The organism is Leisingera coralii (genome assembly GCF_049056525.1).
Taxonomy (GTDB): Bacteria; Pseudomonadota; Alphaproteobacteria; order Rhodobacterales; family Rhodobacteraceae; genus Leisingera; species Leisingera coralii.
This window is the reverse complement of the sequence record NZ_JBHUPT010000049.1, coordinates 26855-37567: the sequence shown is the minus strand read 5'-3', so window position 1 is coordinate 37567 and position 10713 is coordinate 26855. Positions and strand designations below refer to the sequence as shown.

Annotated in this window: 10 protein-coding genes; 2 read left to right on the top strand and 8 right to left on the bottom strand. The window is 59.4% G+C overall.

The window, feature by feature from the left end:
* Positions 1-82: 82 nt before the first annotated feature.
* From ACFMBG_RS16280 to fabF, 4 genes are all read right to left on the bottom strand, one after another.
* Positions 83-520 carry a hypothetical protein gene (locus ACFMBG_RS16280; RefSeq protein WP_421055750.1) on the bottom strand — a complete coding sequence of 146 codons (438 nt, stop codon included), beginning with the start codon at positions 518-520 and terminating at the stop codon, positions 83-85.
* A gap of 106 nt (positions 521-626) precedes the next feature.
* Positions 627-2339: a hypothetical protein gene (locus ACFMBG_RS16275; protein ID WP_421055749.1), complete on the bottom strand. Its 1713-nt coding sequence runs from the start codon at positions 2337-2339 to the stop codon at positions 627-629.
* Positions 2340-2580: 241 nt separating this feature from the next.
* Positions 2581-3735: an endolytic transglycosylase MltG gene (gene mltG, locus ACFMBG_RS16270; protein ID WP_421055748.1), complete on the bottom strand. Its 1155-nt coding sequence runs from the start codon at positions 3733-3735 to the stop codon at positions 2581-2583.
* Positions 3735-5000, bottom strand: coding sequence for a beta-ketoacyl-ACP synthase II (gene fabF / locus ACFMBG_RS16265; protein WP_421055747.1), 1266 nt, complete (start codon positions 4998-5000; stop codon positions 3735-3737). Before fabF ends, mltG begins: the two co-directional genes overlap by 1 nt.
* A gap of 594 nt (positions 5001-5594) precedes the next feature.
* Here fabF and ACFMBG_RS16260 point away from each other — a divergent pair.
* Together ACFMBG_RS16260 and ACFMBG_RS16255 are read left to right on the top strand one after the other, a co-directional pair.
* Complete coding sequence (locus tag ACFMBG_RS16260) at positions 5595-6482, top strand: PilZ domain-containing protein (RefSeq protein WP_421055746.1); 888 nt, start codon at positions 5595-5597, stop codon at positions 6480-6482.
* Between the two features lie 364 nt (positions 6483-6846).
* Entirely contained in the window at positions 6847-7629 is a 783-nt protein-coding gene (locus ACFMBG_RS16255; protein ID WP_421055745.1) for a PilZ domain-containing protein, read from the top strand.
* Positions 7630-7727: 98 nt separating this feature from the next.
* Here ACFMBG_RS16255 and ACFMBG_RS16250 read toward each other — a convergent pair whose 3' ends face one another.
* The 4 genes from ACFMBG_RS16250 to ACFMBG_RS16235 form a co-directional block, all read right to left on the bottom strand.
* Positions 7728-8471 (bottom strand): 1-(5-phosphoribosyl)-5-[(5-phosphoribosylamino)methylideneamino]imidazole-4-carboxamide isomerase, encoded by a 744-nt coding sequence (locus ACFMBG_RS16250; protein ID WP_421055744.1) that lies wholly within the window; start codon positions 8469-8471, stop codon positions 7728-7730.
* A 243-nt stretch (positions 8472-8714) separates the two neighbouring features.
* Positions 8715-8948: an acyl carrier protein gene (locus ACFMBG_RS16245; protein WP_005982462.1), complete on the bottom strand. Its 234-nt coding sequence runs from the start codon at positions 8946-8948 to the stop codon at positions 8715-8717.
* Between the two features lie 416 nt (positions 8949-9364).
* Positions 9365-10102 (bottom strand): 3-oxoacyl-ACP reductase FabG, encoded by a 738-nt coding sequence (gene fabG, locus ACFMBG_RS16240; RefSeq protein WP_421055743.1) that lies wholly within the window; start codon positions 10100-10102, stop codon positions 9365-9367.
* 21 nt (positions 10103-10123) lie between these two features.
* On the bottom strand, positions 10124-10711 hold the full coding sequence (locus ACFMBG_RS16235; RefSeq protein WP_421055742.1) for a COG3904 family protein: 588 nt from the start codon (positions 10709-10711) through the stop codon (positions 10124-10126).
* Between the last annotated feature and the right edge of the window lie 2 nt (positions 10712-10713).

Below are 10713 nucleotides of genomic sequence, written 5' to 3'. Positions count from 1 at the left end.
AGGTCTGCTCATGCATCCCAGCTACCACGCTGGATTCATGAGATGAATCCCACACGGGATTTGTGCAACAAAGCCGGTCAGTTCATCCAGAAACCACTTTTTCAGAAATGGCGGAACGGATGCCAGAAAGGCGGCTTTCGACCTCTCTGCGGGCGGCACCGAAATCAAGCTCATGTTCGGATCTGAGCATGCGGGCGAATTCTGTGCTTTGTTCTGCAATGACTTTCTCCACTTTCTGGCAATCCCTGATCAGCCCCTCCAGCTTGCTGATCTGGCCTTTGGCACCTGTCACCTCATCGGCGCCTTCTGCATCCAGCTGCGCGCGCAGGGCTTCCGCCTCGTTGCGCAGGCGGTTGATCGAATCCTGCAGCGAGCGCAGGAGATCGGTGGTGTAGTGGACCTGCCGTTTCAGCAGGGGTCCGGTGTCTTGATCTGTCATGAAATGTGTCTGCCTCATGCGTTTTTGTCCGCACGAGAGAAAGAAAACGGCCACCGGTTTGGGGGATCCGGGGCCGTCCATGTTTCTTCCAGCTGCAACACAACCTATACGCGATTTCGACGTAAAAGTCAAGGGTTATGGGGAGGGGTGCGTACGGCGGGTGCGCAACGGGGGAGGTGGAACACCACTAGGAAGGAAAAAGTGACCACTTCGTTGGTCTATCGATTGGCTTCCAAAGGACTGAAGATGTATCCTCTATACTAAGTGTACTCATTCGAGAGATATCGGAATGATATTGTGCGTAAAGCCTTTCAGCGTAGTCGAAACAGCTTGAAAAGTTGTCAAACCCTCCTGGCTGGCTTGAAAACTTGCACACAGTTGAAAACACTTGATCAAAGTAATCATGCGCATTCGAAACTAGCAAGCTCGTATACTTTGGTGTATGACCAGAATGTACTATTGAATTTCTAGTGCGGTAGATACGATGGAGTTGCCACTCTACGCGTTGCTGATGACTCTCTATGCTTTTGAAAATCTTTTCAGGCCTCGAGTACATTTTATTAAGCGTGAACACTCTAAACCTCAGAAGCTCAAAGTTAAGCAGCCTACCCAAGAATTCCGATAAAGTATCCTCATTCTCCTTTACCACCACTAGGCAAAAAACTTTTTCTACGATGTCGGCGCCTGCCGGAAATTTAGTATCAGCAAGAGCCCTAGTCAGCTCCCGCCTATTCCATCTCAAAATGTCAAAAGTCAATCTTTCAAAAATCCTCCTAACATAATTCAATCCAATAAACGGCAATACACCATATGCCACGCCAGAGATAATCGAACCGTGACTTTTAGCGGGAACCAACGTTTCCAGCGAAGTCCAAAGATTAATAACTTGATTTTCGACAGTCTCCGACTTCGAGCTTATTCCGTGAAAATCAATCACACGAAAGAACTTCTCCCTATCAGGTCCGGATGGCAGCAAAATTGTCTTAACCATGTGATCGAGCTTGCTGGCTGCGTCCTTCGGTTTATTGTCGTCGACAAAATGCATTCTGTTTACCAACGTTTGCACGTCGAAACTTTCTTTCAAACAACACTTTTGAACAACCACAGCATTCTGATCGAGGGCGTAGGAACCCTTGTGATAAAACATTCCAAACAAATCGTGGAGGCGAGCAATTTTGTCCTTAGTCACCTCCACCGCCGAGAAATAGTCAAAAGCTCTCAAGTCAGTGGCAACGAGGTATTTCCAACCTTTTTCCAGAGTCTTCATATCTGGAGAGCAGTCGCTCAAAAACCTTTTTGGAATCCTCGAACTAAGTGAAAGGTCGAATATCCCCAATATCTCCTTCTTCACCACCCCCACCGGCGTCTTTATCTTAAGAATGAGATCAAACTTGTGATAATGAGGATAGATCTTTCTCAAAAACTCATCCAAACAGTCATTCGAATCTACGATGCTTGATCCAAAGAAATGCTCGACAGCGGACTTGTTAATAAAGAAGCTACTCACTCCTAGATTTAGTAACGTTGTGACAGCCTCTCTACAGAAAAACTCGATGCCTTTCTTTTCGTTTTCAACAACCTTCCCCTTCAACAACTCAAAACACTTGATTACATATGATCGCGGATCGAGCTCCACCAGCAAAACGTTGAAAGCGCGCTGCATTTCTTCGACGTTCGACCTATCAAACTTCAAATAGTTGTCCAGCCTAACACTTATGAGGTCGGACACAACTTGATTCGACCTTAAGCGCTTCTCCAACTCATCCAATATATGCAACGCAGAATTTAGAGGCAAACCCAGCTCCTGGTGGGCACTTAACGCTTCTAAAAACTCCTCAATTAGAAAAGGAACATTTGTAGTTGGAGCTCTAAAACTGTCAAGCGAGTACTCGAATGTCATCTCCTCAATTCTTTGAGCAAAGTAAAGAAGCCCACGCAACTCGTCGGGGTTTACCCAATTACTAACACTTCTAAACCTCATTCGACGCCCTCAATGCTTCTAGGAAAATTAGCCTTACTAACAGTGAGGTTTTTTCCTCTGCATTTCAATGGCTCAACTAAGCAAAATACCTAGATTACTTCCCCAACAAAAAAGGGCGCCCCTCGGCGCCCTTCCCTGTTTCCTTCCTGCCCTCACAACCTCAGTTGTTCTGCTGCTGGGCTTCGATCTCGCGCCATTTGGCGACGTTGCGGTTGTGCTCCTCCAGGGTCTTGGCAAAGGCATGGCCGCCAGTGCCGTCCGCGACGAAGAAGACATAGTCCGTGCTCACCGGGTTCACCGCAGCCTCCAGGCTGGCCATGCCGGGGTTGGCGATGGGCGTGGGCGGCAGGCCCTCGATCACATAAGTGTTCCAAGGGGTCGCCCCGCGCAGCTCGCTCTGGCGCAGGCCCCGGCCCAGCACACCTTCGCCCTTGGTGACGCCATAGATCACCGTCGGGTCGGTCTGCAGCCGCATGCCGCGCTTCAGGCGGTTGGTGAAGACGGAGGCGACCAGACCGCGCTCTTCGGCAACGCCGGTCTCCTTCTCGATGATCGAGGCAAGGATCAGCATTTCCTCGGGGCTGGAGACGGCAGCATCTCCGGAACGGCCCTCCCAGGCGGCGTTGATGCGCAGCTCCTGGCGCTCCTGCATCTCTGCCAGGACTGCGGCGCGTTCGGTGCCCGGGGTGACCTCATAGCTGTCAGGCGCCAAGAGGCCCTCTGCCGGGCGTTCGCCAGGCTCGCCTGCCAGCACGTCCATCGCCTTCAGCGCCTCAACCACCTGCCAGCTGGTCACGCCTTCGGCCAGCGCGATGCGGTAGCGGGTGTCGGCGTCCTGACGGGTTTCGGTGTACTCGGCTGGAACCTCATCCACGCCAAGGACGAATTCCGCCTTCTCCTCGAACTTGCTGGTTGCCGGATCCAGCTCGCGCACTTCGGCCTGGGTGCGGGTCACGCCGATGCGATAGACGATCTCGGTGCCGCAGGTGGAGGCGCCGGAATGGGTGATCTCGTCAACGATCCGCTCCATCGAGGCGCCCGGTTCCACCAGGAAACTGCCGGCCTTGAGCTGGCCGGTTTTCTCGCTGTATTTGGCACCAAGGCGGAAGATGGTGCCGGAGGTGACGGCCCCCTGCGCTTCCAGGTCGCGGCTGACGCGCGCCATGTTGGATCCGCGCTCCACCCGCAAGCAGATTGCAGTCTCCAGCGGTCCTTCGGCGGTGTACTGCGACTGGCCCCACAGGATGACGCCGCCCAGCAGAAACAGGGCGGCGATCAGGACCGTGAGCATATTAGAGGCGAGGCTGCGCCACATCACTTGGGTTTCCCGAAGATCACCGAGGCGTTGGTGCCGCCAAAGCCGAAGGAGTTCGACAGCGCCACGTTGATTTCCCGCTCACGCTTGGCGTTCGGGGCCAGATCGACCGGGGTTTCAACCGCGGGATTGTCCAGGTTGATGGTCGGCGGTGCAACCTGGTCGCGGATCGCCAGGATCGAGAAGATCGCCTCGATCGCGCCCGCCGCGCCCAGCAGGTGGCCGGTGGCGGATTTGGTCGACGACATGGTGACATTGGCGGCGTGGTTGCCCAGCAGCCGTTCCACCGCGCCCAGCTCGATGGTGTCGGCCATGGTCGAGGTGCCGTGCGCGTTGATGTAGTCAACCGCCGACGGCTCCAGCCCCGCGTTCTTCAGGGCTGCGCGCATGGAGCGCTCGCCGCCTTCGCCGTCCTCGGACGGTGCGGTGATGTGGTAGGCATCGCCGGACAGGCCGTAGCCCAGCACCTCGGCATAGATCTTGGCGCCGCGCGACTTGGCGTGCTCGTAGTCTTCCAGCACCACGATGCCGGCACCCTCGCCCATGACAAAGCCGTCACGGTCGGTGTCGTAGGGGCGCGACGCTTTCTTGGGGTCGTCCGCGTATTTGGTCGACAGCGCCTTGCAGGCGTTGAAGCCCGCGATCCCGATCTCGCAGATCGCCGCCTCGGCACCGCCCGCGATCATCACGTCGGCGTCGCCGGATTTGATCAGCCGGGCCGCGTCGCCGATGGCATGGGCGCCGGTCGAGCAGGCGGTCACGACGGAGTGGTTCGGGCCTTTGAAGCCGAAGCGGATCGAGACCTGGCCGGAGATCAGGTTGATCAGCGCGCCGGGGATGAAGAACGGCGACACCCGGCGGGGGCCTTTTTCCTTGATCATCACCGCGGTGTCGGCAATCGACGACAGCCCGCCGATGCCGGAGCCGATCATCACGCCGGTGCGCAGGCGGCTTTCCTCGTCCTCGGGCGTCCAGCCGGCGTCGCGCACGGCCATGTCGGCGGCTGCGATGCCATAGAGGATGAAGTCGTCAATTTTCTTCTGGTCTTTCTTGGCAACCCAGTCGTCAGGGTTGAAAGTGCCGCCGCTGCCATCACCGCGCGGAACCTCGCAGGCATAGGTCGTGGTCACGCCGCTGGCTTCGGCGTCAAACTGGGTGATGGGGCCCGCGCCCGACTGGCCGTCCAGCAACCGGGTCCAGCTTTCCTCGACTCCGCTGGCCAGAGGGGTAACCAGGCCCAGACCGGTGACAACTACTCGACGCATTCCTTGCTCTCCTTTGCCTCGGCAATCCGTCTGTCCAAATAGCTTGGAATGGCCCGCAGGTGCAAGAGCGGGTGCGCCCGCGGATTTCCCTGCGGAAGGCAGGTTTTTGCGAAGATGTTCTTTGGAGGGAATATTTGATTAACTATTCCCCTTTAGGTTGCTGTTATACCGATTGAGAGAACTTGGCATCCGTCCTCAAGGATCGCCACAGCGGGCTGGAGCTCTGGGCCATATTGTCTCCAGCCCGCATTTTTTCGCCGTCAGCCGCCGCTCAACTTCTCACGGCACGGACAGCCCGGGATGGACAATCGGCCTGCCGGTGTACCCCCACCTACAGCCTTGAAGCCGCATAGCGGCATGCGGCACGGGCGCGGGCTCAACACCCAGGGTTCTATGCGCGTCTCCGCAAGCCGGAACCCTTGATCGCCTGGTAAAGCGGCTTAGGCCGGTGTGCGTGCGGGCAGCCTTCTTGATCCGCGCGCCGGCGCCGGTGCCGTTGGAAGGATTTCTTCGGAAACGGACGCCGCGTTAACCGCAAATTCGCTTCTTCCGGGCACTTTCCTATTCTGGAAGGATTAAAGGAACGACCCTGCCATGCGCCAATGGCTTCCAATAGCTGCAACCTTGCTGGTGATTGTCCTGACTCCCGTGCATGCCGCCGCCGGCTGCGCCGTACACCGGGACTTGTCGGATCTGAACCGGGCCACCAGGGGGTTTCTCTCCTATCTCAGCACTGGCCACGGGGCCTACAGCGTCCAGCATCTGCGCAGCTGGATCAGCGCAAACCCGCCGGCTCCGCTGCGGCAGCGCATGCGGGCCGTGGGGATTCAATCCGTTGAGCCCCGCACGATGGAGCTGTTGAAGCAGCAAACGGTCTTGCTGCAGATTCTCGCCAGCCAAGGCCGCACCGCCGCCCTTCAAACCGCCCGCCACATGGGCGTCCACGATCTGGCCGAGGAATTCGGCACCCGGGTTGAGGCCCTGCCCTGCGACCAGGTCAAGGACGAGGGCTATGGCAGCAAACTGGTTGCGGTGGCAGCTTCGGATGCGCGCCAGCGCCAGCAGATCATCAATGCCGCCATCGCCTGGGTATCCTTCCTGGTGCTGGGCGGCAGCGTTCTGTATTTTCTCGACCGGATCGGCATCCGCAAGATCCGCCGCACCAAGCGCTACCCCTGCTCGGTGCCTTGCGTTCTGCATGCTGGCGACCGAACGGTGCCGGCCCATCTGGTCGATCTGAGCCGGGCCGGTGCCAAGGTGCGCCCCGACGCCCCTTGCGAGATTCCGGCCCGTGTGACCCTCATTTTCGGCGGCTTTACCGTGGATGCAAACGTTCGGTGGCAGACGGCAGACTACTTCGGGGTGAAGTTCCACAAAGATTTCAACTTCCTCCAGCTGCACCGCCTGCTGGAAGAATTCCCGATGGAGGATGAGGACGGCGGCCCCCGTGTTGCGCGGCTGCCGCCCGGTCTCGGGATCTAGCTGCCGCAGCCCCGCGGTGGCACCGCCTAGCCCGCCAGGCCGCCATCTGCCGTAGTTTCCTGACCGGACGCGCCGCCTCGCGGAAACATGGCTGCCTGGCCGCGGCCCAGGCAGCATTTTCATGAACTGCGTGCCGCTGCTGAGATTTAACGGAAAATTACCGGACTCCCATGCCGCGCGTTAATGTGCGCATGCTAAACTTTAGGGTGATCTATGCACTGTGTTGCGAGTCCCCGTTATGTTATCCAGGTCTCTTGTTCTTTCAGCCGCCGCAGCCCTGACCTTTGCCACGGGCGGTACTGCCGCGGCCGCTACGCCGTTACGCTCCCGCGCGACATGCATGCTGCTCTCGGATCTTGTGCTCATGCAGCATCAGATGCGCCAATTCCACGAGATGCTGCAAACCGGGAAGGACACGGGCGAGGCGCACAGATTGCGCCACTGGCTGGTTGACCATCCCCAGGAGGAGCTGCGCATCCGGATGCGCCGGTCCGGGCTGCAGAATTATGAGCTGATCACTCTGGATCTGATCGACCACACCGAGGCCCTGCTGGAAATCCACCTCAAGTACGGGCCCGGAAAGGCGCAGGCCGACGCAAAGCTCTGGAGCACTGAAGCGCTGCTGGAATCCTATGCCGCGCGCATCATTCCCCTGCCTTGCGACTTTATCCCGCCAGAAGACGCCAGAGGCAGCTCTCTGACCGGACTTGGCAAGCTGAAGCAGTTGCCGCAAGAGACCGTGATCGCCGGTTCGCTGCTGTCGCTGGTTCTCGGCGCCGCAGGCATGATCCTGCTGGAGCGCCTGGCCCGGCGGCGTCTGCGGCGGGCCAAGCGCCACCCTTGCTTGCTGCCCTGCATTCTGGTGTCCGACGGTCACCGCTTTGACGCCAGGATCGAGGACGTCAGCCAGCTGGGCGCCAAGATACGGGTGTGGCTGGACGATGGTAAGGCCACTCCGCTTATCACTGGGAAAATCGCGGCCGAAGTTTGCGGCCGGATGGTGATCGAGGCGCAAACCAACTGGCAGAACAACAACTATGTCGGTGTCAAATTCAGAAGGCGGCTGACCCGGGATGAGCTGAAGGTGCTTCTGGTGTCGAAACCGGTTCGCTCCACCGGTCCAGCAGTTGCCCCCCGCCATGCCTGAGCCTGGGAAGGCCTGCTTGAGCGCGTTTCCCGGAGCGGTTTCCTCTCCGGACACTGCCCGCGGGGAGCCCCCGCAGGCAGTGCCGGGAAACCCTCAGGTTACTGAAACTCCGCTACCGGCTCCGGCTCCGGCCGCGCAACGTCCAGCGCTTCCTCAACCGAGAGCGTCTTGCGGAACAACGCCCGGCCCACCATGGCGCCGGCAATGTTGTGAATGTACTTCAGCCGCGAAATGTCATCGGAATTGCGCACCACGCCATTGGCAATCACCGGCAGTTTCACCTGCGAGGCAAGATGCGAAATCAGCCCCATCTGCGCCTCGGTGTCTGCGACATCGGCGTCGATGTCGGTGATGATGATGCCGGCAAAAGGCGTGTCCTTGAAGGCCTCCAGGTAGGATTCCGGAGTGTACGCACCGGACTTGCGCCAGCCGTCGGTCATCACCTGTCCTTGCCAGATATCCACCGCAAGGACGATCTGGTCGGGGTGGTGTTCCGCCAGTTCGCGCACCAGATGCGGGTCGCGGGCCGCCAGGGTGCCGATCACGATGCGCCCTGCCCCCTTGTCGATCCAGTGCTCGACATGCTCGCGCGAGCGCATGCCGCCGCCGAGCTGCACCGGAATGCCGGCGCCGCGGATGATGTCGGTGATCAGCTCCTCGTGGCTGTGATCACCTTCAATGGCGCTGAAGTCGGTCAGATGCATCCATTCCGCCCCCGCGGCGGCAAAACCCTTGGCGGTTTCCACCGGATCCACATGCCAGATCTGCGGCTCGTCAAGGCGGCCTTTTTCGAGGCTCACGCAACGGCCGTTCTGTATCTCCATCGTGGGGTAAATCATCATAGTGCCTATCTCCTCTGAGGACTGCCTCTCGCAGAAAGCTTAGCACGGATCGCATCCGGCGATACGCCGTATCCTGACGATTTATGGAACAATTGCGGCGTGTCCGGGCCGCACCCTGATAGCGCAAACAAGAGCACCGCCGCAATGCGCTCCGGCGCGGGAATCGCGCCCCCTGGCGCAAAAGAAAACGGCGCCTTCCCCTTTGGGAAGACGCCGCTTTTTCCGGTTCACCGGAAGCGTGGTTCAGGACGCTTCGGAGATGAACTTGACTGCGTCGCCGAAGGTCTGGATGGTTTCGGCCGCGTCGTCCGGGATCTCGATGCCGAACTCTTCTTCAAACGCCATCACCAGTTCCACGGTGTCCAGGCTGTCTGCGCCCAGATCGTCGATGAAGGAGGCGTTTTCGGTGACCTTGTCTTCTTCAACACCCAGGTGCTCAACAACGATCTTCTTTACGCGATCTGCGACGTCGCTCATGTCTCTTCCTCGTATTTCAGGGCACTCTGCCCGGTTCTGCCCTTGCCCGTGCGGGCGGCGTGGTTATTGCCCGGAGCGGGCGGTGTGATCCCCGCCGGGCGGGGACAGTGCGGCGTTTCCCTTAGGAAATACCTGCGGATATGGGCCGCCTATAGCATAGACCGCGGCCAAGGCAAACGGTTTCGCTTGGTCATGATTCCCGCGGCGGCCCGTCTCCCGCGGGTATGAAGCCGTGCAGATGGCCATGCAATCAAGTGGTTGCAAGAGTGTTACCGGATTTTTTTGGCAATTCCGCCGTTTTTCAACCGCTTGACGGAGGCGGCAGGCAGGGCTGCGCCGGGGAATTTGCATGTACAGGTGCAAAAAAGCCCCGCAGGCAGGCTGCGGGGCTTGGCAAATTGGCAGCTGGCCGGGGCTCAGATCATCGCCATGCCGCCGTTCACATGCAGCGTGGTGCCGGTGACATAGCCCGCTTCCTGGCTGGCCAGGTAGAGAACGGCAGAGGCGATTTCCTTCGAATCCCCCATGCGGCCAGCCGGAATCTGGCTCAGAATCGCGTCCTTCTGCGAGTCGTTCAGCTTGTCGGTCATCGCCGTGGCGATAAAGCCCGGGGCCACCGCATTGACGGTGATGCCGCGGTTGGCGACCTCATAGGCCAGCGATTTCGACATGCCGACCATGCCGGCCTTGGAGGCGGCATAGTTGCCCTGGCCGGGGTTGCCGGTGGCCCCCACCACCGAGGAGATATTGATAATGCGGCCCCAGCGCGCCTTCATCATGCCGCGCAGCACGCCGCGGCACAGCCGCATGGTCGAGGTCAGGTTGACGTTCAGCACGCTTTCCCATTCCTCGTCCTTCATCCGCATGAACAGGTTGTCGCGGGTGATGCCTGCGTTGTTGACCAGGATGTCAACCGAGCCCATTGCCTCTGCCGCCTGCTTGGGCAGCGCCTCGACCGCTTCGGCGTCGGACAGGTTGCAGGGCAGCACATGGGCGCGCTCGCCCAGTTCCGCGGCCAGCGCCTTGAGCGGCTCCTCGCGGGTGCCCGACAGCGCCACGGTGGCGCCTGCTGCGTGCAGGGCGCGGGCGATATCGCCGCCGATGCCGCCCGAAGCGCCGGTCACCAGCGCATTTTTTCCTGTAAGATCAAACATATTTCTTGCCCTCTTGGCTTCTTAGTCCCGCAGGACCGGTTGTGTCAGAAGACCGAAGCGCTCTATCTCCGCCTCAGTCATTATATGCATTCCGTCGGCAGGTGCGGCATGGACGGTGAACCAGTAGAACTCCGCGCTGCCCAGCATGCGGGCTGTGTAGGCCAGATAATCGTCGTGTTCCGGATGCCCGCGCGGGTATTCATCAGCCGTCCTGTCGCCTTCCCACGCGTGGACGCCCAGCACCGCCCCGGCTTCCATGGTGCGTTCCCTGCCAGCCAGGAACAGCTCCACCGCACCGGAGAAGATTTCGCTGCTGGCGGTCAAATGGGTGTCCAGGCCCAGATCCCGCACCATATAGCCGATTTTCAGGTTGGTCTCGTCGTCGTCGGAGCCAGGCATATCCATCAGCACCAGCCGCTGCGCGTCCGGGTGCTTTGCCATGAAAGCGCGGAACTTGCGCAGTGACCTCTCGTCCACGGTCCCGTTGACCAGAATATCCTGCCCCTGCAGCTTGAAACTGGCCGCCTGCGCATGACTGAGCATCAGCCCGCCTGCCACTGCTGCGGCAAGAGCAAGGCTGGAAGCCAGGAACGCGAGGCGGCGCTGCATGG

What these genes read in the sequence shown, in the direction of transcription:
- mltG (WP_421055748.1), bottom strand. Translation starts at nt 3,735, where the DNA reads ATGTGGCGCAGCCTCGCCTCTAATATGCTCACGGTCCTGATCGCCGCC.
- fabF (WP_421055747.1), bottom strand. Translation starts at nt 5,000, where the DNA reads ATGCGTCGAGTAGTTGTCACCGGTCTGGGCCTGGTTACCCCTCTGGCC.
- ACFMBG_RS16245 (WP_005982462.1), bottom strand. Translation starts at nt 8,948, where the DNA reads ATGAGCGACGTCGCAGATCGCGTAAAGAAGATCGTTGTTGAGCACCTG.
- ACFMBG_RS16280 (WP_421055750.1), bottom strand. Translation starts at nt 520, where the DNA reads ATGGACGGCCCCGGATCCCCCAAACCGGTGGCCGTTTTCTTTCTCTCG.
- ACFMBG_RS16260 (WP_421055746.1), top strand. Translation starts at nt 5,595, where the DNA reads ATGCGCCAATGGCTTCCAATAGCTGCAACCTTGCTGGTGATTGTCCTG.
- fabG (WP_421055743.1), bottom strand. Translation starts at nt 10,102, where the DNA reads ATGTTTGATCTTACAGGAAAAAATGCGCTGGTGACCGGCGCTTCGGGC.
- ACFMBG_RS16235 (WP_421055742.1), bottom strand. Translation starts at nt 10,711, where the DNA reads ATGCAGCGCCGCCTCGCGTTCCTGGCTTCCAGCCTTGCTCTTGCCGCA.
- ACFMBG_RS16250 (WP_421055744.1), bottom strand. Translation starts at nt 8,471, where the DNA reads ATGATGATTTACCCCACGATGGAGATACAGAACGGCCGTTGCGTGAGC.
- ACFMBG_RS16255 (WP_421055745.1), top strand. Translation starts at nt 6,847, where the DNA reads ATGCAGCATCAGATGCGCCAATTCCACGAGATGCTGCAAACCGGGAAG.
- ACFMBG_RS16275 (WP_421055749.1), bottom strand. Translation starts at nt 2,339, where the DNA reads ATGACATTCGAGTACTCGCTTGACAGTTTTAGAGCTCCAACTACAAAT.